Below are 22,553 nucleotides of genomic sequence, written 5' to 3'. Positions count from 1 at the left end.
ACGCTGCGAGGAGCGCGGCGGCAGGGGGCCACGAGTGCGCCCCGGCCGCCCACGGGGGAGGGGTGACGGCATGCGGCCGCTCGACATCGACGAACCCACGGTCGTCGGGCCCTACCGGCTGCTCGGCCGGCTGGGCTCCGGCGGCATGGGCCGGGTCTACCTCGGCCGCAGCGCCGGGGGCCGCACGGTCGCCGTGAAGATCGTCCACCCGCACTTCGCCCTGGACGAGGAGTTCCGCGCACGCTTCAGGCGCGAGGTGGACGCCGCGCGCCGGGTGGGCGGCGCCTGGACCGCGCCCGTCCTGGACGCGGACCCGGACGCGCGGGTGCCGTGGGTGGCGACGGCGTACGCGGCGGGCCCCGCGCTGTCGGCCGCGGTCGCCGACGGCGGTCCCCTCCCGGCCCACACGGTCCGGGCCCTGGGCGCCGGGCTGGCCGAGGCGCTGTCCGCCGTGCACGACCTGGGTCTGGTGCACCGCGACGTCAAGCCGTCGAACGTCCTGCTGACCCTCGACGGCCCCCTGCTGATCGACTTCGGCATCGCCCGGGCCACGGACGGCACGGCCTCCCTGACCTCCACGGGCGTCTCCATCGGCTCGCCCGGCTACATGTCGCCCGAGCAGATCCTGGGCAGGGGCGTCACCGCGGCGGCGGACGTCTTCTCGCTCGGCGCGGTCCTCGCGTTCGCGGCGACCGGCGAACCGCCCTTCCCCGGTGACTCCTCGGCCGCCCTCCTGTACAAGGTGGTGCACGAGGAGCCGGAACTGGGCCTGCTGGACGGTGAGTTGCGGACCCTGACGGCCGCCTGCCTGGCGAAGGACCCGGGTGACCGCCCCACCCCGGCGGACCTGGCCCGCCGACTGGCTCCCGGGGGCGCGGCCCGGCTGGTGGCGGGCGGGTGGCTACCCGGCCCCCTGGTGGAGCAGGTCAGCCGCAGCGCCGTGCGGCTGCTGAACCTGGAGGCGGCGGCGACGCAGACCTCTTCGGGACCGGTCGGATTCAGCGACCCGTTCGTGGGGCCACCGGGGACGGACGGGTTCACCGGCCCTTCCGCCGGGCGGCCCGGAACGGGCGGTGACGCGGTCCCGGCGGCCGGCACCGGCGTGTTCGGTCCCCCGCCGGTCATGCCGGCATCGCACACCCCCGGGACGGCCCCGCCCGCTCCTCCGGATGTGCCCGGCCCGCGGGACGGGGACGGCGGCCGGGATCGGGAAGGCCCCGGGACCTTGGGCGGCCGGCGGCCCGGCAAGGGGAAGGTGTCCGTGTCCGTCGCCGCCATGTCCGGGCAGGACGGCGGCGGGCGCGTGCGGAAGCTGAGCTGCACCGTCGCATTGGCGGTCGCGGGCGCGATGGCGGCCGTGACGATCGGCTCGGTGTTCGTCCTCGACCTGCTGCCGGGCCGCGGCTCCGACGACGACGCGAGCGACTCCGGCGCGGGCCCCGGCTCGCCGCCCGCGGCGACCGCCGCCCCCGCCCCGTCCGGCGCGGTGCCCGCCGCCTACCTCGGCACCTGGGAGGGCCGGGGCACGGCCCGGAACGGCGGCCTCCCCGTCGGAACGTTCCGCGTCACCGTCGAACAGGCGGCTGTGGGAGGGAAGGTGGGGACGGTGCGGCAGACGGACGTGCTCGGCGGTGTCTGTGTCGACGTGCTGACCCTGAAGAAGGCGACGGGCAAGGAGCTGGTGGCCGCGTCGGTCGGGGAGAAGTCGAACCACGCCGGCTGCGATCCGGCCCCCACGACGGTCCGGCTGACGCCCGTGGGCGACGACCTGCGCTACCGCTCGGAGAGCGAGGGCGCGGGCCGTCCGGAGGCCCGGCTGTCGAAGGTGCGGTAGGGCGCGAACCGGCGTACAGCCCCCTGGACCGTGCCGCGCGGGCCGGGACGACCGTCGCCGTCGACCCTGACTCTCCCTGCCGGCGGTGTGAGGACGGCGGCGCACCCCGAACCTCCGGGGGATCTGCACACCGTTCACCGGGAGGCCGCAGGAACACCCGGCGGGGGGCGGGGGCGGGGCCGGTGGTCCACACCTCGGGTGTGTTCCGCGACCGCCGGGTCGCCGAGGTGTGAAGGGAGTGGGGCGTCCGGTGACCGAACGGCCACACTCGTGGACGCCGTCACCGGCGCCCGCCGTGCCTCCGCCGCGGGCGGCTGGCCGCTTCCCACCCCGCGTGTTTTGATCGGTCGCGCCCCAGCCCCTGTGCCTCATGGAAACGAAGGGACCCGCCGCTCATGGCCTTCACCCCGCAGATCGAGACCGCCCAGATGACCGACGCCGAACTGGACGCCGTCGCCGGCGGACAGGCGGGCGGCGCGGCGGCGGGCGCCGCGGCCGGTCTCTACCTCGAGACCACGGCCGCCGGTCTCACCGCCGGTGTCGGCGGCGGCCTGGGCCTCGCCGTCTCGCCGCAGGGCATCGCGGCGGACCTGCACCTCAACGTCGCCGTCGCCTCCTGACGAGACGGACGCGAGGGCCCCGGATCGCCGATCCGGGGCCTTTCCGCATCCGGGGAGGCCCCGCCGGGGCGCGTGCCAAGTGAGGCGCCGGAAACCCGAGTTCGGCATGGGCAGGAAGAGGCCGAGCGCATAGGGTTTGGCCGAGTCCGACGCCGGGGGATCCCGCAGGCGTCACCGCAGGGCCGACACGACGCCGGGGGACGTGCCATGCCGCGACCGCGCACCTTCGCTTCCGTCCCCACCGTCCCGTCCCCCGTCGGGGCGGTGGCCGGATGAGCACCCCTCTCCTGGCCCTGGCCGCCCTGCTGTGGGGCGCGGCGTCGGGCCTGCTGCTGCCGCGTGCGGCCCACCGGTTCTCCGTGCCGTCCGGCGAACCGTGGCGGGAGCGGTGCGCGCAAGGGCACTTCCTGCGGGGCTGGCTGGGCCCGGCCGCCTGCCGGGACTGCGCCGGTGCCGGGGACGGCCCGCGCGCGGCACCCCTGGCGATCTCCACCGCCCTCGTCTGCGCCCTGCTCGCCGCCGCCACCGGTACCCGGCCCGAGCTGGGCGTCTGGCTGCTGCTCGCCCCCGTCGGCGTCCTGCTCACGGTCGTCGACCTCCATGTGCGGCGGCTGCCCGACCCCCTCACCCTGCCGCTCGCCGCCGCGGCCCTGGCCCTGCTGGGCGTCGCCGCCCTGGTGCCCGAGCACGCGGGGGAGTGGACCACCGCGCTGCTCGGCGCGCTCGCCCTGGGCGGCGGCTACTTCGTCCTCTTCCTGATCAACCCCGCGGGCATGGGCTTCGGCGACGTCAAACTCGCCCTGGGCGCCGGTGCCGCCCTCGGCTGGTACGGCTGGCCGACGGTCCTGCTCGGCACCTTCGCCGGGTTCGCCCTGGGCGCCCTGTACGGCGGCGCCCTCGTGCTCCTGCGCCGCGCCGACCGCAAGACGGCCATCCCCTTCGGCCCGTTCCTGATCACCGGCGCCCTCCTCGGCCTCCTCGTGGGCGCGTACACGGCGTGACGCCCGGGTGCCGGGTGCCGGGTCCGGTGGCCGGGTGGCTGGCCCTCCGCTCGCCCGGCGCCACCGGCCGCAGCACCTCGCCCCGCCGCCCGCCCCGCCCGTCCCGCCGCCCTACCCCGCCCCCGCGGCCTGGCGTCCGGCGCCCTGATCCCCTGGCGTACGCTGGGCTGGTCCGTCCACAACCCTTACGAAAGGGACGCCCGGTGACCGAGAAGGCCGACCTTCAGCCCATCCTCGACCGTGCAGCCGCCGGTGGGCGGATCACCCCGGACGAGGCACTCGTGCTGTACCGGGACGCCCCGCTGCACGCCCTGGGCGCCGCCGCCGACGCCGTACGCCGCCGCCGGTACGCCGGGACCGAGCACATCGCGACGTACATCATCGAGCGCAACATCAACTACACGAACGTCTGCGTGACGGCCTGCCGCTTCTGCGCCTTCTACGCCGCGCCCAAGGACACCGCCAAGGGCTGGACGCGCGACCTCGACGACATCCTGCGCCGCTGCGCCGAGACGGTCGAACTGGGCGGCACCCAGATCATGTTCCAGGGCGGCCACCACCCGGACTACGGCGTCGAGTACTACGAGAAGCACTTCAAGGCCATCAAGGACGCCTTCCCGCAGCTGGTGATCCACTCGCTGGGCGCGTCCGAGGTCGAGCACATGGCCCGGATCTCCAAGGTGAGCGTGGAGGAGGCCATCCAGCGCATCCACGCCGCGGGTCTCGACTCCTTCGCCGGCGCCGGCGCCGAGCTGCTGCCCGAGCGGCCCCGCAAGGCCATCGCCCCGCTGAAGGAGTCCGGCGAGCGCTGGCTGGAGATCATGGAGATCGCCCACAACCTGGGCGTCGAGTCCACCTCCACGATGCTCATGGGCACCGGCGAGACCAACGCGGAGCGCATCGAGCACCTGCGGATGATCCGGGACGTCCAGGACCGCACGGGCGGCTTCCGCGCGTTCATCCCGTACACCTACCAGCCCGAGAACAACCACCTGAAGGGCCGCACGCAGGCGACGCTCTTCGAGTACCTGCGCATGATCGCCATCGCCCGGCTGTTCATGGACAACATCGCCCACATCCAGGGCTCCTGGCTGACCACGGGCAAGGAGGTCGGCCAGCTCTCCCTGCACTACGGCGCCGACGACCTGGGCTCGATCATGCTGGAGGAGAACGTCGTCTCCTCCGCCGGCGCCAAGCACCGCTCCAACCGGATGGAGATCATCGACCTCATCCGGAAGGCCGGCCGCGTCCCCGCGCAGCGGTCGACGACGTACGAGCACCTGGTCGTCCACGACGACCCGGCCAACGACCCCGTCGACGACCGCGTCGTCTCGCACATCTCCTCCACGGCCATCGAGGGCGGCACGGCTCACCCCGAGCTGAAGCTGCTGGCTCCCAACTGACACCCCCGTGCTGACCCTCCACGTCTGCGAGGCATCGCCCGACACGGCCGTCCTGGTCGACGGCGCACAGCTCGCCGCCGTCGGCCCGTACGAGGAGCTGGTCGCCGGCCATCCGCGGGCGCGGGTGCGCCGGTGGCCCGGCATCCTGACGCCCGGTCTGCTCAACCCGTACGGTCCGGAACTGCTGGAGCAGGCCTACCACCCGGACCCGCGCGAGGCGGACCGGCTCGGCACCGAACCGCTCTTCGGGGAGCGCGCGCGGGCCCTCCTCGACGCCGGCCCGTCCGCGCGGGGCGCCAGTGCGCGCCGCGGGGTGCAGCGCATGCTGGCGCACGGCACGGTCGCCGTCGCCGGAGAGCTGCGAGGCCGCGCTGCCCTGGACGCGGTGCGCGGGGCGGGGCTCGCCCTGGCGCAGCGTCCGGCCACCCTGCCCGGGCCCGCGTCCCTGTCACCGAGGCCGCTGGTGCTGCTCCCCGGGCTCGCCGTCGGCGGGCCCGCCCGGTTCGCGGTGTTCGACGTACCCGACCGGGCCGCGCTCGTGCGGGACGGCGCGGCCACCTGCGTGGCCACCGTCGTGGGCGGCCGTCTGGTGTACCGGGGGCGCTGAGCGCGCGGTCCCGCGCGCAGCGTCCGACCTCCGACGCCCGGCGTCCGACGTCCTACGCGCCGAACGCCGCCCCGAACGCCCCGTCCTCCTGCTCCACTCCGCTGCACGTGGTCGGCGCCTCGGTGGCCGGCGCCTCCTCGCCGCACCGCCGGTCGCGGAAGGCGGCCCACACCGACACCCATGCGAGGCCCTTCTCCTCGGCGAAGGCCCGGACCTCGGCCGCGTCGGCGAGCGTGAACGTCTCGCCGGGGACGTCGTTGACGCCGATCATCGAGGTGAGGGCCATGCCGCGCCAGGCGGCCGCCTCCGAGGTGCCGAAGACCGTCCGCAGCTGCGCGTGCGCGGCCTCGGCGGCCGTGAGGGCGTAACCGCCCATGTCGCCGTGGTACTCACGGGCGTAGTTCATCGTCATCAGGTTGACGGTGCGGACCCGCACCCCGTGGTCGTTGGCGGAGCCGAGCAGGGCCAACGCGTGCGCGTCCAGGCCCGAGGGCATCACCGGGAGCGTGAACGTCACCTCCAGGCCGGGCCGTTCGTCCTGCAGCCGGGCGATCGCCCGCGAACGCAGCTCCACGGACGTGGAGTCGGTCAGCTCGTCGCCCTCGATGTCGAAGTCGGCCAGGGATGTGCCGGCCGCGTCCAGGGCCTTCCCGTACGCCGCCGCCAGTTCCCGGGCGCTGCCGCACGCGGCGCCGAGTTCCGTCCCGGAGGCGCCGCCGAAGGAGACCCGGACCTGCCCACCGTCCCTGCCGAGCGCGGCGATCCGGGCCCCGACGGCCGGGTCGCCGACGGCGTGCGAGCCGTCCCAGCGCGGGGTGCAGTCGTCGCCGTCGGCCGTGACGAAGGCCAGGTTGTACGCCGTGGGGGAGCCGGCCGTGTCGGTGGGGGCGGGTTCGGCGGCGCTGACGTACGGCGCGTACGACGTGCCGGGGGCGGCTGTCGTGGGAGCCGTCACGGACGCGCCGCCCTGCCCGGAGCACCCCGCGACGGCCAGGGCGAGCAGGCAGCCCAGCCCCGCCACCACCGGATCGCGGAAACCCCTCATGGCGCACGCTCCCTCTCCCGCCCGCGAAGCTCTCACGCGGGTGAGGACGCCCGGGGGCACGCCGCGGCTCCCGCCCGGTGGGCCTGCTGCAAGAATGGGCCCGTGACCCGCGCATCCCTGGACAAGCAGCCGCACGAAGTCGCCTCGATGTTCGACGACGTGGCGGAACGGTACGACCTGACCAACGACGTGCTGTCCCTCGGCCAGGACCGGCGGTGGCGCAAGCAGGTCGCCAAGGCGGTCGACGCCCGCCCCGCGCAGAAGATCCTCGACCTGGCGGCCGGCACGGGCACCTCCTCGCTGCCCTTCGCCCGCACCGGCGCCTACGTCGTGCCGTGCGACTTCTCGCAGGGCATGCTCCAGGTGGGCAAGCAGCGTCAGCCCTGGCTGCCGTACACCGCCGGCGACGCCACCCGACTGCCCTTCAAGGACGACACCTTCGACGCCGTCACGATCTCCTTCGGGCTGCGCAACGTGCAGGACACGGACGCCGCGCTGCGGGAGATGCACCGCGTGACCCGGCCCGGCGGGCGCATCGTGATCTGCGAGTTCTCGCACCCGACGTGGGCGCCGTTCCGCACGGTCTACACCGAGTACCTGATGCGCGCCCTGCCGCCCGTCGCCCGGGCGGTGTCCTCCAGCCCCGACGCCTACGTCTACCTCGCCGAGTCCATCCGTGCCTGGCCCGACCAGGCCGCGCTGGCGGGGCGGCTGGGGGGCGCCGGCTGGACCCGGGTGGCCTGGCGCAACCTGAGCGGCGGGATCGTGGCGCTGCACCGGGGCTTCAAGAAGGACTGACCCCGCCGTACGCGGCCGTCCTCAGCGGGGGCTGAGGACCGGGAACGGGTCGCCGGGCTCGTCCAGTTCGCGCTGGAGTCCGCCCCGCGGCGCAGGCGGGACGCGCGGCTCGTGCACGCCGCCGCCGCCCTCGCCGGGGCCGAAGTCGAACCACACGTAGACCATCGAGTCCCGCGGCACCTCCGCGCCGGGCTGCGGATACTGGCGGACGACGTAGTCGACGACGACGCCGCCGAGATCGGGCCGGTCCGGCGCGCTGAGCGACAGGCCCCGGGACCGGGCCGCCTCACGTGCGTCCACGGCCATCAGGCCCACCAGGCGCGGCACGCGGACTTCGGGTGTATTGCGGGACATGTGCACAGATGTCACCCCCAGCGGTACAGGAAGGGTAACTCCGCCGCCGTACCGGCCGGAAGCGCCCGGTGTCTTTCTGTGACAGTGAACTACGTAGAGTGACGGTCTCGTTCCCTCACAGGGCGAGCCGGTAGCAGTGACCCGACCGCTCGGACACCGGCGTGGTGAACGTCTCGGCCAGGCGCATGCCGAGCCGCCGCGTCACCGCGATGGAGCGGCTGTTGGCGGCGTCGACCATCGCCACCACGTCCGGCACACCGGCCGCCCGCACCCGCTCCAGCGTCTGCCGCGCGGCGGCGGTGACGTAGCCCTTGCCCCAGTGCTCCCGGCCCAGCCGCCAGCCGATCTCGATCTCCCCGGTGGGACCCCAGTCCCGCTCCCAGGGCTGGGCGCCGGTGAAGCCGAGCACCCGGCCCTCCTCGTCGAGCACCGACCACAGGCAGAAGCCCCGTTCGGCGTCGTGCCGCCGCTGCCGGGCGGTGAGCTCCTCGTAGAGGGACAGCTCGGCCGACCTGCCGCCGTGGAACTCCATGACGTCGGGGTGGGCGAAGATCCGGTGCCAGGCGACGGCGTCCTCGTCGGTGGGCACGCGCAGCCGTACTGCGGGGAGAGCTCGGTTCACAGGGCAGCCCTTCAGCCGGGTGATCGATCCTGCTGAATAGACTGCCCGTGTCCAGTGCCGGTCGGCACGCAGATTTCGAACCTTGGGGAGATCCCGCCGTGACCGAGCCCCTCTCCGAAAACACCGCCGATGTCATCGTCGTCGGCGCGGGGCCAGCCGGCTCCACCACCGCGTACCACCTCGCCAAGGCCGGACTCGACGTACTGCTCCTGGAGAAGACGGAGTTCCCGCGCGAGAAGGTCTGCGGCGACGGGCTCACGCCGCGCGCCGTCAAGCAGCTGGTGGCCATGGGCATCGACATCTCCGAGGAAGCCGGCTGGCTGCGCAACAAGGGCCTGCGCATCATCGGCGGCGGGGTGCGGCTCCAGCTCGACTGGCCGGATCTCGCCTCCTTCCCCGACTACGGCCTGGTGCGCAAGCGCGACGACTTCGACGAGCAGCTCGCCCGGCAGGCGCAGAAGGCCGGCGCCCGGCTGTTCGAGCGGTGCAACGTGGGTGCCCCGATCGTCGACGACCGCACGGGCCGCATCACGGGCGTGCACGCCAAGCTCGGCGAGGACAAGCGCGAGGTCACCTTCCGCGCGCCGCTGGTCGTCGCCGCCGACGGCAACTCCACCCGGCTGTCCCTCGCCATGGGCCTGCACCGCCGCGAGGACCGCCCGATGGGCGTGGCGGTGCGCACGTACTTCACCAGCCCGCGCCACGAGGACGACTACCTGGAGTCCTGGCTGGAGCTGTGGGACCGCCGCGGCCCCGAGGACCGCCTGCTGCCCGGCTACGGCTGGATCTTCGGCATGGGCGACGGCACCTCGAACGTGGGCCTCGGCGTGCTCAACACCTCCGACTCCTTCAAGGAGCTGGACTGGCGCGAGGTCCTCAAGGCCTGGTGCGCGTCCATGCCGGAGGACTGGGGCTACACCCCCGACAACATGACCGGGCCCATCCGCGGTGCCGCCCTGCCCATGGCCTTCAACCGCCAGCCGCACTACACCAAGGGCCTGCTGCTCGTCGGCGACGCCGGCGGACTGGTGAACCCCTTCAACGGCGAGGGCATCGCCTACGCGATGGAGTCCGGGCAGCTCGCCGCCGACGTCATCGTGCAGGCCCACGCCCGCCCGACGCCGGCCGGCCGTGAGATGGCCCTGCAGCGCTACCCGCGCGTCCTCAAGGACACCTACGGCGGCTACTACACGCTGGGCCGTGCCTTCGTGAAGCTGATCGGCAACCCGAAGGTCATGCAGATCGCGACGCAGCGCGGGCTCACGCACCCGCTGCTGATGAAGTTCACGCTGAAGCTCCTGGCGAACCTCACCGACCCGACCGGCGGCGACGCGATGGACCGCATCATCAACGGGCTGAGCAAGGTGGCCCCGAAGGCCTGACCCGCCCGCCTCCCGGCCCGCCCGCTTCCCCGGCCCGCCCGCTTCCCCGGCCCGTCCGGAGCCTCCGTCCCACGGCGGCTCCGGGCGGGCCGTCCGCGTGGGCCGTCCCCGTGCCGTCCGCGTCGGTCGTCCGCGTCGGTCGTCCGCGTGAATGGTCCGCGCGGGGCGTCGACGTGCTGTCACAGAGGTGCCGTACGGGGAGAATTTGGGCTCAAGTGCCCCGTCGGGACGGGCCGCGCGCGCACCGGCGGGCACCGCTCGGGGCGCAGGAGGGCCTCAGTGGGCCGTGAGTGCGACGAGGGGCCCGCGGGGCACTGCGGGGCGCCCCGGGGCCGGTACGGGCCGCGAGAGGGCCGTCAGGGCGGCGGGAGGGGGACGCACACGGCCGGAGGGCCGTCGCCGGCGGTGCGGCGGCGGCCCTCCGGCCGGTGATGCGTGCGGGGGCGCGGGATCAGAGGACGCGCACGGCGCCCGACGCCGGGTAGCCCGACAGGTCCTGGATGACGACGCCCTTGGACGGGTTGGCCGCGTCCAGGTACTGGCCGTTCCCGATGTAGACACCCACGTGGTACGCGGAGCCCTTGCCGCCCCAGTACAGGATGTCGCCGACCTGGACGCTGGACAGCGGGACGTCCGTGCCGGCCATCGACTGGTCCTGGGAGACGCGCGGCAGGTCCACACCAACCTGCTTGTACGCGGCCTGCACCAGGGAGGAGCAGTCCCAGGCGTTGGGGCCGGTGGCACCCATGACGTAGGCGTCGCCCACCTGGGCCTTGAGGAAGGCGATGACGGTGGCGACGCTGCCGCTGGCGGGCGCCGAGACCGAGGCGGAGGCAGACGTGGAGCCGGAGGCGGACGCCGAGAGGGTGGCGCGCTCGGCAGTGCGGTTGGCACGCTCGGCCGCGGCCTTGCGGGCGGCCTCGGCGGCCTTCTTCTTGGCCTCGGCCTTCTTCGCCGCGGCGAGGTCCTTCTTGGCCTCGGCGGCGGCCTTGGCGGCGGCGGCGTCACGCTCGGCGCGCAGTTCGTAGTTCGCGGCCGCCTGCTGGGTGGCGGCGGCGGACTGGGCGACCTGAGCGGACAGATCGGCCGTCAGGGTGGGCAGTTCGATGGTCTGCGTCACCGGCTCGGCGGCGCTCGCCGAGGCCGACGCACCCGCCGCTGCGATGCTGAGAACGCCACCGGCAACTCCGGCACGCACGGCGATCGAAGAGGTCGCGCTGCGGCGGGGCTTCCGGTGGCTGCGTATGTGAGCGGTGTGGGACATGGGAACAACCGGTACCAGGGGCTCCTTCATATCTTCAAGAAACGTGTGCTGCGCCACAGTTGTTCAAAAGGGGCCCCAAAAACCCCGAACCGGCCCCTTCATTGACGCCCTAACGGACATTGCGGGCGCCCCGTGACCCGGCTGTGATCACGGTGTTTGATCAATACGCCCGAATTGCCCCGCGCCTACCACCGGTTGGCTCGATTGGCCAAGCCCCGTATTCCTGGATCTCTCATCCATGTGACGGGGATCACGGAACGGCCGCCCCGGCGGGTGCGTCCGGGCGTAGAGATCACGGCCGGATCACGACCCGGCGGAGATCGTGAACGAAAGCACGCGTCCACACCCCGTTCCGCAGGCCCTCTGAAGTGTGAACGCGCCTCTATCAAGAGATCGAGTCCCTCGCCAATTTGCATGCACACGAACCCTCTTGATATTGAGACGCCCCCTCCGGCCTGCGCTGACGAGCCAAAATGTCACCTCTGGTGATCACTCGGACGCTTCGCGTGTGAAGATCACCGCTCATCCGACTTCATGATCGATCGTCAGGTGGTGGAGATCACAAAGCTTGTGCAATACCCCGTGTCGCAGATCACAGAGCGTCGGGCATAAGATGCACGCGGTTGGGCTTGTGACCTGCTTCACATGTTCCCGATCTTCGCCGGGGCGGGCGGGGTTCAGGGGACGGGTGGGGCGGAAGTGAGCCCGACGCCAACCGCCAGCAGTCAGTGCCGACTGAGAGGAGCGAGGAGCGGTGAACGCTTATGCGCCCATCCTCGTACTGGGAGCCCTCGGGGCAGGCTTTGCGATCTTTTCCGTGGTCATGGCCGCGTTGATCGGGCCCAAGCGGTACAACCGGGCCAAGCTCGAGGCCTACGAGTGCGGCATCGAGCCGACCCCCACGCCGGCCGGCGGCGGGCGCTTCCCGATCAAGTACTACCTGACGGCGATGCTCTTCATCATTTTCGATATCGAGATCGTCTTCCTCTACCCCTGGGCCGTCAGCTTCGACGCCCTGGGGATCTTCGGGCTCGTGGAGATGCTGCTCTTCGTGCTCACCGTCTTCGTCGCGTACGCGTACGTATGGCGGCGCGGCGGCCTGGAATGGGACTGAGGGGCCACACGTCATGGGACTCGAAGAAAAGCTGCCGAGCGGCTTCCTGCTGACCACCGTCGAACAGGCCGCGGGCTGGGTGCGCAAGGCGTCCGTCTTCCCGGCCACGTTCGGACTCGCGTGCTGCGCCATCGAGATGATGACCACCGGCGCCGGGCGGTACGACCTGGCGCGCTTCGGCATGGAGGTCTTCCGCGGTTCGCCCCGCCAGGCGGACCTGATGATCGTCGCCGGCCGGGTCAGCCAGAAGATGGCGCCGGTGCTCCGGCAGGTCTACGACCAGATGCCGAACCCCAAGTGGGTGATCTCCATGGGGGTCTGCGCCTCCTCGGGCGGCATGTTCAACAACTACGCGATCGTCCAGGGCGTCGACCACATCGTGCCGGTCGACATCTACCTCCCCGGCTGCCCGCCCCGGCCGGAGATGCTGATGGACGCCATCCTCAAGCTCCACCAGAAGATCCAGTCCTCCAAGCTCGGCGTGAACGCCGAGGAGGCGGCCCGTGAGGCGGAGGAAGCGGCGCTCAAGGCCCTGCCCACCATCGAGATGAAGGGGCTGCTGCGGTGAGCGACGCGCACAAGGACGCAGACGGCGTGAACCCCGACAAGGCGCTCTCCGCCGAGAACCTGCCGGGCCAACGCGGCCAGGGCGGCGAGGAGATCCGCGTCCAGCGGGGGATGTTCGGCGCCGACAGGGGCGGTGACACCACCGGCTACGGCGGCCTGGTCCGCTCGGTCCGGCTCCCGGGACCGGCGAGCCGCCCCTACGGCGGATGGTTCGACGAGGTCGCCGACGAACTGGAGGGCGCCCTGGAGGAACAGGGGCTGCTCCCGGACAACGCCATCGAGAAGACGGTGGTGGACCGCGACGAGCTGACCTTCCACATCGAGCGCGAGCACCTGGTGCTGGTCGCCCGCACGCTGCGCGACGACCCGGCGCTCCGCTTCGAGCTGTGCACCGGCGTCAGCGGCGTGCACTACCCGAACGACAAGGGCCGCGAGCTGCACGCGGTCTACCACCTGCGCTCGATCACCCACAACCGGGTGATCCGCCTGGAGGTCAGCTGCCCCGACAGCGACCGGCACATCCCGTCGCTGTTCTCCGTGTACCCCACGAACGACTGGCACGAGCGCGAGACGTACGACTTCTTCGGCATCGTCTTCGACGGCCACCCCGCGCTGACCCGGATCATGATGCCGGACGACTGGCAGGGCCATCCGCAGCGCAAGGACTACCCCCTCGGCGGCATCCCCGTCGAGTACAAGGGCGCCCAGATCCCGGCTCCGGACCAGCGGAGGTCGTACTCATGAGCACTTCCCACGCCTCCCCCCGGGAGACCACCGAAGGCACCGTCTACACGGTCACCGGCGGCGACTGGGACGAGGTCGTCGAGTCGGCGGCCCGCGCCGACGACGAGCGCATCGTCGTCAACATGGGCCCGCAGCACCCCTCCACGCACGGGGTGCTCCGCCTGATCCTGGAGATCGAGGGCGAGACCGTCACCGAGGCCCGCTGCGGCATCGGCTACCTCCACACCGGCATCGAGAAGAACCTCGAGTACCGGACGTGGACGCAGGGCACCACGTTCGTGACGCGCATGGACTACCTGACGCCGTTCTTCAACGAGACGGCGTACTGCCTCGGCGTCGAGAAGCTCCTCGGCATCGAGGACCAGATCCCGGACCGCGCCTCGATCATCCGCGTGCTGCTGATGGAGCTGAACCGGCTCTCCTCGCACCTGGTGTGCATCGCCACCGGCGGCATGGAGCTGGGCGCCACGACGATCATGATCTACGGCTTCCGCGATCGTGAACTCATCCTCGACATCTACGAGCTGATCACCGGCCTGCGGATGAACCACGCGTACATCCGCCCCGGCGGACTCGCCCAGGACCTGCCGCCCGGCGCGGTGGACCAGATCCGCGAGTTCGTGAAGAAGATGGACAAGAACCTCCCGGAGTACGACAAGCTCGCCACCGGGAACCCCATCTTCAAGGCCCGCATGCAGGACGTCGGCTACCTCGACCTGGCCGGCTGCATGGCCCTCGGCGCGACGGGCCCGATCCTGCGCTCCACCGGCCTGCCGCACGACCTGCGCAAGGCCCAGCCCTACTGCGGCTACGAGACGTACGACTTCGACGTCCCGACCTCCGACACCTGCGACTCCTACGGCCGCTTCCTGATCCGGCTGGAGGAGATGCGCCAGTCGCTGCGGATCATCGAGCAGTGCCTGGACCGGCTGGAGCCCGGTCCGGTCATGGTCGCCGACAAGAAGATCGCCTGGCCCGCCCAGCTCGCGCTGGGACCCGACGGGCTCGGCAACTCCCTCGACCACATCAAGAAGATCATGGGCACCTCCATGGAGGCCCTGATCCACCACTTCAAGCTGGTCACCGAGGGCTTCCGGGTCCCGCCGGGACAGGCCTACGTGGCGGTCGAGTCCCCCAAGGGCGAGCTCGGCGTGCACGTCGTGTCCGACGGCGGCACCCGCCCCTACCGGGTCCACTTCCGCGACCCGTCCTTCACCAACCTGCAGGCCATGGCGGCGATGTGCGAGGGCGGCCAGGTCGCCGACGTCATCGTCGCCGTCGCGTCCATCGACCCCGTGATGGGAGGCGTCGACCGGTGACCACATCGTCTTCCGAGCGGGGCGTCAGCCTGGGCATGCCCGAACTGCCCGCACCCGCCTACCCGGACGACGTCCGGGCCCGGCTGGAGACCGACGCGCGCGAGATCATCGCCCGCTACCCGGACTCCCGCTCCGCCCTCCTTCCGCTGCTGCACCTCGTGCAGTCGCAGGAGGGGCACGTCACGCGCACCGGCATGCAGTTCTGCGCCGACGTGCTGGGCCTGACCACCGCCGAGGTCACCGCCGTCGCCACCTTCTACACGATGTACCGGCGCAGGCCGAGCGGCGACTACCAGGTGGGCGTCTGCACCAACACCCTGTGCGCGGTCATGGGCGGCGACGCGATCTTCGAGGAGCTCCAGGAGCACCTCGGTGTCGGCAACGGCGAGACCACGGGCGACGGCAAGGTCACCCTGGAGCACATCGAGTGCAACGCGGCCTGCGACTTCGCGCCGGTGGTGATGGTCAACTGGGAGTTCTTCGACAACCAGACCCCCGCCAGCGCCAAGAGCCTCGTCGACGACCTGCGCGCGGGCCGGCCGGTCACCCCCACGCGCGGGGCCCCGCTGTGCTCCTTCAAGGAGACCGCCCGGATCCTGGCCGGCTTCCCCGACGAGCGGGACGGGGCCGTCGAGGCCGGCGGCAGCGCCGGACCCGCCTCCCTGGTCGGCCTGAAGCTCGCCAAGGGCGAGGCGTCGCCCGCGCGCGTGGTGCACCCGCGCGGCGAGCAGGCCCGCACCGACGCGCCGCACGATCCGTCCCCGACGGAGCACCTGAGCTCGCACGACGCGCCGCAGGACACATCGGCCTCCGACCCGGCCCACCCGGCCGGGCCCACCGCCGAGGAGGGGGAGTGATGACCTTGGCACCCGAGCTGAAAGACATGAGCCCCGAGAAGCTGCTGGCACCGGTGCTGTCGGCCTTCTGGGACGAGGACGCGTCCTGGACGCTGGACGTCTACCGGCGCCACGACGGCTACGAAGGGCTGCGCAAGGCGCTCGCCATGACGCCGGACGACGTGATCGCCTACGTCAAGGACTCCGGACTGCGCGGTCGCGGCGGCGCCGGCTTCCCCACCGGCATGAAGTGGCAGTTCATCCCGCAGGGCGACGGGAAACCCCACTACCTCGTGGTCAACGCCGACGAGTCGGAGCCGGGGACCTGCAAGGACATCCCGCTCCTCTTCGCCAACCCGCACAGCCTCATCGAGGGCATGATCATCGCGTGCTACGCGATCCGGTCGTCGCACGCCTTCATCTATCTGCGCGGGGAGGTCGTCCCCGTCCTGCGGCGGTTGCACTCCGCCGTGCGCGAGGCGTACGAGGCCGGCTTCCTCGGCGAGAACATCCTGGACAGCGGACTCGACCTCGACATCACCGTGCACGCGGGCGCGGGCGCCTACATCTGCGGTGAGGAGACCGCACTGCTCGACTCGCTCGAAGGCCGCCGCGGCCAGCCCCGGCTGCGTCCCCCCTTCCCCGCCGTCGCGGGCCTCTACGCGTGCCCCACCGTGGTGAACAACGTCGAGTCCATCGCGTCGGTTCCCGCCATCATGCAGCGCGGCAAGGACTGGTTCCGGTCGATGGGCAGCGAGAAGTCGCCCGGCTTCACGCTCTACTCCCTCTCCGGCCACGTCGCCAGCCCCGGCCAGTACGAGGCGCCGCTCGGCATCACCCTGCGCCAGCTGCTGGAGATGAGCGGCGGGATGCGCCCCGGGCACCGCCTCAAGTTCTGGACACCGGGCGGCTCCTCGACCCCGATGTTCACCGACGAGCACCTCGACGTCCCCCTCGACTACGAGGGAGTGGGGGCCGCCGGTTCCATGCTCGGCACCAAGGCCCTCCAGTGCTTCGACGAGACGACCTGCGTGGTCCGCGCCGTCACCCGCTGGACGGAGTTCTACGCCCACGAGTCCTGCGGCAAGTGCACGCCCTGCCGCGAAGGGACCTACTGGCTCGTGCAGTTGCTGCGCGACATCGAGGCCGGCAAGGGACAGATGTCCGACCTCGACAAGCTGAACGACATCGCCGACAACATCAACGGCAAGTCCTTCTGCGCCCTCGGCGACGGCGCCGCCTCGCCGATCTTCTCCTCGCTCAAGTACTTCCGCGAGGAGTACGAGCAGCACATCACGGGCCGGGGATGCCCCTTCGACCCGGCCAAGTCGACGGCCTGGGCCGACCGCACGGAGGTGAACGCATGACCGTGACCACCAGCTCTCCCTCCGGCGGGGGGCAGGCGGCGGTCCCGCCGGAGGACCTCGTGTCGCTGACGATCGACGGCGCCGAGATCAGCGTGCCCAAGGGCACCCTGGTCATCCGGGCCGCCGAACAGCTCGGCATCGAGATCCCCCGGTTCTGCGACCACCCCCTCCTCGACCCGGCGGGCGCCTGCCGCCAGTGCATCGTCGAGGTGGAGGGCCAGCGCAAGCCGATGGCCTCCTGCACCATCACCTGCACCGACGGCATGGTCGTCAAGACCCACCTGACCTCGCCCGTCGCGGAGAAGGCCCAGAAGGGTGTGATGGAGCTCCTGCTCATCAACCACCCGCTGGACTGCCCCGTCTGCGACAAGGGCGGCGAGTGTCCGCTGCAGAACCAGGCCATGTCGCACGGTGACGCCGACTCCCGCTTCGAGGGCCGCAAGCGGACCTACGAGAAGCCCGTCCCCATCTCCACGCAGGTGCTGCTGGACCGCGAGCGGTGCGTGCTGTGCGCCCGCTGCACCCGGTTCTCCAACCAGGTCGCGGGCGACCCGATGATCGAGCTGATCGAGCGGGGCGCGCTCCAGCAGGTCGGCACCGGTGAGGGCGACCCGTTCGAGTCGTACTTCTCCGGCAACACCATCCAGATCTGCCCCGTCGGCGCGCTCACCTCCGCGGCGTACCGATTCCGCTCCCGGCCCTTCGACCTGGTCTCCTCGCCGTCGGTGTGCGAGCACTGCTCCGGTGGCTGCGCCACCCGCACCGACCACCGGCGCGGCAAGGTCATGCGCCGCCTCGCGGCCGAGGACCCCGAGGTCAACGAGGAGTGGATCTGCGACAAGGGGCGCTTCGGGTTCCGGTACGCGCAGCAGCGCGACCGGCTCGACACGCCGCTGGTGCGCAACGCCGAGGGCGAGCTGGAGCCGGCCTCCTGGCCGGAGGCGCTGCAGATCGCGGCCCAGGGGCTGCTGGCCTCCCGGGGCCGCACCGGCGTCCTGACCGGCGGCCGCCTCACGGTCGAGGACGCCTACGCGTACAGCAAGTTCGCGCGCGTGGCGCTCGACACCAACGACATCGACTTCCGCGCGCGCGTGCACAGCAGCGAGGAGGCGGACTTCCTCGCCGCCCAGATCGCCGGCCGCGGCCGGGACCTCGACGGCACGGGTGTCACCTACACCGCGCTGGAGAAGGCCCCGGCGGTCCTGCTGGTCGGGTTCGAGGCGGAGGAGGAGGCGCCCGGCGTCTTCCTGCGGCTGCGCAAGGCCTGGCGCAAGCACGGCCAGCGGACCTTCTCGCTCGCCACACACGCCACCCGGGGTCTCGGGAAGGCCGGCGGCACGCTGCTCCCGGCGGCCCCCGGCACCGAGACCGAGTGGCTGGACGCGCTCGCGAGCGGTGCCGGCCTGGAGGGCGACGGCGCCACCGCCGCCGAGGCGCTGCGCGCGGAGGGCGCCGTCATCGCGGTCGGCGAGCGGCTGGCCGCCGTGGCCGGCGGACTGACCGCCGCCGTGCGCACCGCCGCCGCGACCGGGGCCCGCCTGGTGTGGATCCCGCGCCGGGCCGGGGAGCGCGGCGCGATCGAGGCGGGCGCGCTGCCGTCGCTGCTGCCGGGCGGACGCCCGGCGACCGACCCGCGCGCCCGGGACGAGGTCGCCGCCGTCTGGGGCGTCGCCGGGCTCCCGCACCGCTACGGCCGGGACACCGGCCAGATCGTGGAGGCCGCAGCCACGGGCGAACTCCAGGCGCTGCTGGTGGCGGGCGTCGAGATCGCCGACCTGCCCGACCCGGCACGCGCGCGTGCCGCCCTCGACGAGGTCGGCTTCCTCGTCTCGCTGGAGCTGCGGCCCAGCGAGATCTCCCGCGAGGCCGACGTGGTCCTGCCGGTCGCCGCGGTCGCCGAGAAGGCCGGCACCTTCCTCAACTGGGAAGGCCGGATCCGCTTCTTCGAGGCCGCGCTCAAGCCCGACCAGATGACCCGCACCCTCGCGCCCTCCGACGCGCGCGTGCTGCAGATGCTCGCCGACGCCATGGACGTCCACCTGGGGCTGCCCGATCTGCGCACCGTGCGCGCGGAGATCGACCGGCTCGGCGCCTGGGGCGGCCCGCGGGCCGGCGAACCGGTGGAGACCGCCGCCGCGCTGCCCCGCCCGGCCGCCGGGGAGGCCGTGCTCGCCGGGCACCGGCTGCTGCTCGACCAGGGCCTGCTGCAGCAGGGTGACGAGGCCCTCGCCGGCACCCGGCACGCCGCACGCGCGCGTGTGTCGGCACCGACGGCTGCCGAGGCGGGCGTCGGGGACGGCGACCTCCTCGCGGTGAGCGGACCCCGGGGAGTCGTCGAACTCCCGCTGCAGATCACCGACATGCCCGACCGGGTGGTGTGGCTGCCGCTGAACTCCGCCGGTGGCGGCGTCGCCTCCGACACAGGGGCGCGGCCCGGCTCCCTCGTCCGCATCGGCCCGGCGACCCTCGCCGGCGAGGCCCCCAAGGAGGTGGAGGCATGAGCCCGTCCCTCGCCGCTGAAGACCTCTCGATGTTCGGCACCGACCCCTGGTGGCTGGTCGTCGTCAAGGCGGTGTTCTGCTTCGCCTTCCTGATGGTGACCGTGCTGATCTCCATCGTGATGGAGCGCAAGGTCGTGGCCTGGATGCAGTTGCGCATCGGCCCCAACCGGCACGGCCCCTGGGGCATGCTCCAGTCGCTCGCCGACGGCATCAAGCTGATGCTGAAGGAGGACGTGATCGTCAAGCGCGCGGACAAGGCGGTGTACGTCCTCGCGCCGGTCATCGCGGCCATCCCGGCCTTCATGGCGATCGCGGTGATCCCCTTCGGCCCGGCCGGCAACGAGATCTCGATCTTCGGCCAGCGCACCACCATGCAGCTCACCGACCTGCCGATCGCGATGCTGTACATCCTCGCGGTCGCCTCCGTCGGGATCTACGGCATCGTCCTGGCCGGCTGGAGCTCCGGCTCGACGTACCCGCTGCTGGGCGGCCTGCGGTCCTGCGCGCAGATGATCTCCTACGAGATCGCGATGGGCGCCGCCTTCGCCTCGGTGTTCCTCTACTCCGGGTCGATGTCGACGTCGACGATCGTCGAGGGCCAGACCGACCGCTGGTACATCCTGCTGCTGCCGGTCTCCTTCATCCTCTACATCGTCACCATGGTCGGCGAGACGAACCGCGCCCCGTTCGACATGCCGGAGTCCGAGGGCGACCTGGTCGGCGGCTTCAACACCGAGTACTCGTCGATCAAGTTCGCGATGTTCATGCTCGCCGAGTACGTCAACATGGTGACCGTCTCGGCCGTCGCCACCACGCTGTTCCTCGGCGGCTGGCGGGCCCCCTGGCCCATCAGCACCTTCTGGGAGGGGGCCAACCACGGCTGGTGGCCGCTGCTGTGGTTCACCGTCAAGGTCCAGCTGCTGCTGTTCATGTTCATCTGGATCCGCGGCACCCTCCCGCGCGTGCGCTACGACCAGCTGATGAAGCTCGGCTGGAAGGTCCTCATTCCGGTCTCGCTGGTGTGGCTGATGCTCGTCGCGACCGTCCGGGCCCTGCGCAACGAGGGCTACGAGTTCGCCGACATCGCCCTCTACGTCGGCGGTGGCGTGCTCGCCCTGCTGCTGCTCTCCTTCGTCGCCGACATGTTCCGCGAGAAGGGCAAGAAGGCCGAGCAGCCCGCCGAGGCCCCGGCCGCCTTCGACCCCATGGCGGGCGGCTACCCCGTACCGCCCCTGCCGGGACAGGAACTCCCGCCCGTTCCGCGCCGGCGCTCACGCCGGGAGCGGGAGCTGATTGTCAGTGGTGGGCCCGATACTCAGAGTGACGATTCTTTGGGCGGAACCACGGAGGGAAAGGAGGCGTCCGATGGCTGAGGAACTCGAGCGTTCGCAGGCCGAGGAACCGAAGGACACCAAGCCCGGCTTCATGAACCCCGTGGCCGGCTTCGGTGTGACCTTCAAGGCCATGTTCAAGAAGCGGCTGACCGAGCAGTACCCGGAGCAGCAGAAGACCACGGCTCCGCGCTTCCACGGACGGCACCAGCTCAACCGCCATCCGGACGGCCTGGAGAAGTGCGTGGGCTGCGAGTTGTGCGCCTGGGCCTGCCCGGCCGACGCCATCTACGTGGAGGGCGCCGACAACACCGACGAGGAGCGCTACTCGCCGGGCGAGCGCTACGGCCGCGTCTACCAGATCAACTACGCCCGCTGCATCCTGTGCGGCCTGTGCATCGAGGCGTGCCCCACGCGCGCGCTGACGATGACCAACGAGTTCGAGCTGGCCGACTCCAGCCGGGCCAACCTCATCTACACCAAGGAGCAGCTGCTCGCCGGTCTGGAGGAGGGCATGGTCGACTCGCCCCACGCCATCTACCCCGGCACGGACGAACAGGACTACTACCGGGGCCTGGTGACGGAGGCGGCGCCCGGCACCGAGCAGCAGGTCGCCCACTCGAAGGGCGAGGTCGTGCAGGAGGCCGACTCGACCTTCGGCGGGACGGAACCGGCGTCCGAGGAGGTGATCGGCCGATGACCGCCCAGCTCGCCGCCTACTCCACCTCCACCGGAGAGGCCGTCCAGTTCTGGATCCTCGGCACGATCGCGGTGATCGGCGCCCTGTGCACCATCCTCATGAAGAGGGCCGTGCACAGCGCGCTCTGCCTCGCCGGGACCATGATCATCCTGGCGGTGTTCTACCTCGCCAACGGCGCCTACTTCCTGGGCGTCGTGCAGATCGTCGTCTACACCGGCGCGATCATGATGCTGTTCCTGTTCGTCGTGATGCTGGTCGGCGTCACCGCGGCGGACTCCCTGAAGGAGACCATCAAGGGCCAGCGCTGGCTCGCCCTGCTGTGCGGACTCGGCTTCGGCGTCCTGCTGATCGCCGGGATCGGCAACGCCTCCCTCAAGGAGTTCAACGGCATCGGCCAGGCCAACGCCGGGGGCAACGTCGAGGGCCTCGCCGCCCTCCTCTTCACCCGGTACGTCTTCGCGTTCGAGATCACCGGTGCCCTGCTGATCACGGCCGCCGTCGGCGCCATGGTGCTCACCCACCGCGAGCGCACCGAGCGCGCCAAGACGCAGCGGGAGATGGCCGAGGAGCGCGTGCGCAAGGGCACGTACCTGCCGCCGCTGCCGGCCCCGGGCGTCTACGCCCGGCACAACGCGGTCGACATCGCGGGCCTGCTGCCCGACGGCACCCCGTCCGACCTCACCGTCAGCAAGACCCTGCGCGAACGCGGCCAGATCCGTGACGTGTCGCAGGAGGCGCTCAACGACCTCAAGGCCCTGGAGCAGCGGGCCGAGGAGCGCCTGGAGCGCAGGGCGGTCGGGCCGGCGAAGTTCCAGCGGTCCGAGGAGGCGTCGAAGTGAACCCCGTCAACTACCTCTACCTCGCCGCCCTGTTGTTCACCATCGGCGCCACCGGCGTGCTGATCAGGCGCAACGCGATCGTGGTGTTCATGTGCATCGAGCTGATGCTCAACGCCTGCAACCTCGCGTTCGTCGCCTTCTCCCGCATGCACGGCAATCTCGACGGCCAGATCATCGCGTTCTTCACGATGGTCGTCGCCGCCGCGGAGGTCGTGGTCGGGCTGGCGATCATCGTGTCCCTGTTCCGTGCCCGCCACTCGGCCTCGGTCGACGACGCCAGCCTGATGAAGCTGTAAGGGGTCGGG

22 protein-coding genes are annotated in these 22,553 nt (G+C 71.9%); 18 read left to right on the top strand and 4 right to left on the bottom strand.

Annotated features, from left to right (window positions below; genetic code table 11):
* Window positions 1-70: 70 nt before the first annotated feature.
* The 5 genes from ACZ4M5_RS31420 (at window position 71) to ACZ4M5_RS31400 (ending at window position 5,465) form a co-directional block, all read left to right on the top strand.
* Window positions 71-1,834 (top strand): serine/threonine-protein kinase, encoded by a 1,764-nt coding sequence (locus ACZ4M5_RS31420; RefSeq protein WP_467741884.1) that lies wholly within the window; start codon window positions 71-73, stop codon window positions 1,832-1,834.
* A 395-nt stretch (window positions 1,835-2,229) separates the two neighbouring features.
* Window positions 2,230-2,454, top strand: coding sequence for a hypothetical protein (locus ACZ4M5_RS31415; RefSeq protein WP_467741882.1), 225 nt, complete (start codon window positions 2,230-2,232; stop codon window positions 2,452-2,454).
* A 272-nt stretch (window positions 2,455-2,726) separates the two neighbouring features.
* A complete protein-coding gene (locus ACZ4M5_RS31410) occupies window positions 2,727-3,455 on the top strand; it encodes a prepilin peptidase (protein ID WP_467741880.1) in 729 nt (242 codons plus the stop codon).
* Window positions 3,456-3,658: 203 nt separating this feature from the next.
* On the top strand, window positions 3,659-4,858 hold the full coding sequence (gene mqnC, locus ACZ4M5_RS31405) for a cyclic dehypoxanthinyl futalosine synthase (RefSeq protein WP_467741878.1): 1,200 nt from the start codon (window positions 3,659-3,661) through the stop codon (window positions 4,856-4,858).
* 7 nt (window positions 4,859-4,865) lie between these two features.
* A complete protein-coding gene (locus tag ACZ4M5_RS31400) occupies window positions 4,866-5,465 on the top strand; it encodes a hypothetical protein (protein ID WP_467741876.1) in 600 nt (199 codons plus the stop codon).
* A 52-nt stretch (window positions 5,466-5,517) separates the two neighbouring features.
* Here the strand turns inward: ACZ4M5_RS31400 and ACZ4M5_RS31395 are convergent, their stop codons facing one another.
* Window positions 5,518-6,510 carry a chitinase gene (locus ACZ4M5_RS31395; protein ID WP_467741874.1) on the bottom strand — a complete coding sequence of 331 codons (993 nt, stop codon included), beginning with the start codon at window positions 6,508-6,510 and terminating at the stop codon, window positions 5,518-5,520.
* Window positions 6,511-6,612: 102 nt separating this feature from the next.
* Here ACZ4M5_RS31395 and ACZ4M5_RS31390 point away from each other — a divergent pair, with 102 nt between their 5' ends.
* A complete protein-coding gene (locus ACZ4M5_RS31390; protein WP_467741872.1) occupies window positions 6,613-7,308 on the top strand; it encodes a demethylmenaquinone methyltransferase in 696 nt (231 codons plus the stop codon).
* A 21-nt stretch (window positions 7,309-7,329) separates the two neighbouring features.
* Here the strand turns inward: ACZ4M5_RS31390 and ACZ4M5_RS31385 are convergent, their stop codons facing one another.
* Together ACZ4M5_RS31385 and ACZ4M5_RS31380 are read right to left on the bottom strand one after the other, a co-directional pair.
* Window positions 7,330-7,662, bottom strand: coding sequence for a PASTA domain-containing protein (locus tag ACZ4M5_RS31385; protein WP_467741870.1), 333 nt, complete (start codon window positions 7,660-7,662; stop codon window positions 7,330-7,332).
* A 115-nt stretch (window positions 7,663-7,777) separates the two neighbouring features.
* Window positions 7,778-8,284, bottom strand: coding sequence for a GNAT family N-acetyltransferase (locus tag ACZ4M5_RS31380; protein WP_467741868.1), 507 nt, complete (start codon window positions 8,282-8,284; stop codon window positions 7,778-7,780).
* Window positions 8,285-8,382: 98 nt separating this feature from the next.
* Here ACZ4M5_RS31380 and ACZ4M5_RS31375 point away from each other — a divergent pair, with 98 nt between their 5' ends.
* Complete coding sequence (locus tag ACZ4M5_RS31375) at window positions 8,383-9,666, top strand: geranylgeranyl reductase family protein (RefSeq protein WP_467741866.1); 1,284 nt, start codon at window positions 8,383-8,385, stop codon at window positions 9,664-9,666.
* Window positions 9,667-10,117: 451 nt separating this feature from the next.
* Here the strand turns inward: ACZ4M5_RS31375 and ACZ4M5_RS31370 are convergent, their stop codons facing one another.
* Window positions 10,118-10,960 (bottom strand): C40 family peptidase, encoded by an 843-nt coding sequence (locus tag ACZ4M5_RS31370; protein WP_467741864.1) that lies wholly within the window; start codon window positions 10,958-10,960, stop codon window positions 10,118-10,120.
* Window positions 10,961-11,684: 724 nt separating this feature from the next.
* Between ACZ4M5_RS31370 and ACZ4M5_RS31365 the strand changes: the two genes are divergently transcribed.
* From ACZ4M5_RS31365 to nuoK, 11 genes are read left to right on the top strand one after another with little or no spacing between them, the layout of a single operon-like run.
* Window positions 11,685-12,044 (top strand): NADH-quinone oxidoreductase subunit A, encoded by a 360-nt coding sequence (locus ACZ4M5_RS31365; protein ID WP_369195897.1) that lies wholly within the window; start codon window positions 11,685-11,687, stop codon window positions 12,042-12,044.
* Between the two features lie 13 nt (window positions 12,045-12,057).
* On the top strand, window positions 12,058-12,612 hold the full coding sequence (locus ACZ4M5_RS31360; protein WP_007383964.1) for a NuoB/complex I 20 kDa subunit family protein: 555 nt from the start codon (window positions 12,058-12,060) through the stop codon (window positions 12,610-12,612).
* Complete coding sequence (locus ACZ4M5_RS31355; protein WP_467741862.1) at window positions 12,609-13,355, top strand: NADH-quinone oxidoreductase subunit C; 747 nt, start codon at window positions 12,609-12,611, stop codon at window positions 13,353-13,355. Before ACZ4M5_RS31360 ends, ACZ4M5_RS31355 begins: the two co-directional genes overlap by 4 nt.
* Window positions 13,352-14,674, top strand: a complete 1,323-nt coding sequence (locus ACZ4M5_RS31350; protein WP_467741860.1) for an NADH-quinone oxidoreductase subunit D — start codon at window positions 13,352-13,354, stop codon at window positions 14,672-14,674. The genes ACZ4M5_RS31355 and ACZ4M5_RS31350 overlap by 4 nt, the downstream gene beginning before the upstream one ends.
* A complete protein-coding gene (gene nuoE, locus ACZ4M5_RS31345) occupies window positions 14,671-15,531 on the top strand; it encodes an NADH-quinone oxidoreductase subunit NuoE (RefSeq protein WP_467741858.1) in 861 nt (286 codons plus the stop codon). The genes ACZ4M5_RS31350 and nuoE overlap by 4 nt, the downstream gene beginning before the upstream one ends.
* Window positions 15,531-16,877 carry an NADH-quinone oxidoreductase subunit NuoF gene (nuoF, locus tag ACZ4M5_RS31340; RefSeq protein WP_467741856.1) on the top strand — a complete coding sequence of 449 codons (1,347 nt, stop codon included), beginning with the start codon at window positions 15,531-15,533 and terminating at the stop codon, window positions 16,875-16,877. The genes nuoE and nuoF overlap by 1 nt, the downstream gene beginning before the upstream one ends.
* On the top strand, window positions 16,874-19,378 hold the full coding sequence (locus tag ACZ4M5_RS31335; RefSeq protein WP_467741854.1) for an NADH-quinone oxidoreductase subunit G: 2,505 nt from the start codon (window positions 16,874-16,876) through the stop codon (window positions 19,376-19,378). The genes nuoF and ACZ4M5_RS31335 overlap by 4 nt, the downstream gene beginning before the upstream one ends.
* Window positions 19,375-20,751: an NADH-quinone oxidoreductase subunit NuoH gene (gene nuoH, locus ACZ4M5_RS31330; protein ID WP_467741852.1), complete on the top strand. Its 1,377-nt coding sequence runs from the start codon at window positions 19,375-19,377 to the stop codon at window positions 20,749-20,751. Before ACZ4M5_RS31335 ends, nuoH begins: the two co-directional genes overlap by 4 nt.
* Window positions 20,744-21,409 carry an NADH-quinone oxidoreductase subunit NuoI gene (nuoI, locus tag ACZ4M5_RS31325; protein ID WP_467741850.1) on the top strand — a complete coding sequence of 222 codons (666 nt, stop codon included), beginning with the start codon at window positions 20,744-20,746 and terminating at the stop codon, window positions 21,407-21,409. Before nuoH ends, nuoI begins: the two co-directional genes overlap by 8 nt.
* Window positions 21,406-22,248 carry an NADH-quinone oxidoreductase subunit J gene (locus tag ACZ4M5_RS31320; protein WP_467741848.1) on the top strand — a complete coding sequence of 281 codons (843 nt, stop codon included), beginning with the start codon at window positions 21,406-21,408 and terminating at the stop codon, window positions 22,246-22,248. Before nuoI ends, ACZ4M5_RS31320 begins: the two co-directional genes overlap by 4 nt.
* The gene (gene nuoK, locus ACZ4M5_RS31315) at window positions 22,245-22,544 is read left to right on the top strand and encodes an NADH-quinone oxidoreductase subunit NuoK (protein WP_003992252.1); all 300 of its coding nucleotides are present in this window, start codon (window positions 22,245-22,247) and stop codon (window positions 22,542-22,544) included. Before ACZ4M5_RS31320 ends, nuoK begins: the two co-directional genes overlap by 4 nt.
* Window positions 22,545-22,553 lie beyond the last annotated feature (9 nt).

The sequence above is a fragment of the Streptomyces sp. NPDC026246 genome, assembly GCF_055567995.1.
Note: the sequence above shows the minus strand (reverse complement) of the source record. Positions and strands in the feature narration are given on the sequence as shown.

What these genes read in the sequence shown, in the direction of transcription:
- ACZ4M5_RS31420 (WP_467741884.1), top strand. Translation starts at nt 71, where the DNA reads ATGCGGCCGCTCGACATCGACGAACCCACGGTCGTCGGGCCCTACCGG.
- ACZ4M5_RS31415 (WP_467741882.1), top strand. Translation starts at nt 2,230, where the DNA reads ATGGCCTTCACCCCGCAGATCGAGACCGCCCAGATGACCGACGCCGAA.
- ACZ4M5_RS31410 (WP_467741880.1), top strand. Translation starts at nt 2,727, where the DNA reads ATGAGCACCCCTCTCCTGGCCCTGGCCGCCCTGCTGTGGGGCGCGGCG.
- ACZ4M5_RS31395 (WP_467741874.1), bottom strand. Translation starts at nt 6,510, where the DNA reads ATGAGGGGTTTCCGCGATCCGGTGGTGGCGGGGCTGGGCTGCCTGCTC.
- ACZ4M5_RS31385 (WP_467741870.1), bottom strand. Translation starts at nt 7,662, where the DNA reads ATGTCCCGCAATACACCCGAAGTCCGCGTGCCGCGCCTGGTGGGCCTG.
- ACZ4M5_RS31370 (WP_467741864.1), bottom strand. Translation starts at nt 10,960, where the DNA reads ATGAAGGAGCCCCTGGTACCGGTTGTTCCCATGTCCCACACCGCTCAC.
- ACZ4M5_RS31360 (WP_007383964.1), top strand. Translation starts at nt 12,058, where the DNA reads ATGGGACTCGAAGAAAAGCTGCCGAGCGGCTTCCTGCTGACCACCGTC.
- ACZ4M5_RS31350 (WP_467741860.1), top strand. Translation starts at nt 13,352, where the DNA reads ATGAGCACTTCCCACGCCTCCCCCCGGGAGACCACCGAAGGCACCGTC.
- nuoF (WP_467741856.1), top strand. Translation starts at nt 15,531, where the DNA reads ATGACCTTGGCACCCGAGCTGAAAGACATGAGCCCCGAGAAGCTGCTG.
- ACZ4M5_RS31335 (WP_467741854.1), top strand. Translation starts at nt 16,874, where the DNA reads ATGACCGTGACCACCAGCTCTCCCTCCGGCGGGGGGCAGGCGGCGGTC.
- nuoH (WP_467741852.1), top strand. Translation starts at nt 19,375, where the DNA reads ATGAGCCCGTCCCTCGCCGCTGAAGACCTCTCGATGTTCGGCACCGAC.
- nuoI (WP_467741850.1), top strand. Translation starts at nt 20,744, where the DNA reads ATGGCTGAGGAACTCGAGCGTTCGCAGGCCGAGGAACCGAAGGACACC.
- ACZ4M5_RS31320 (WP_467741848.1), top strand. Translation starts at nt 21,406, where the DNA reads ATGACCGCCCAGCTCGCCGCCTACTCCACCTCCACCGGAGAGGCCGTC.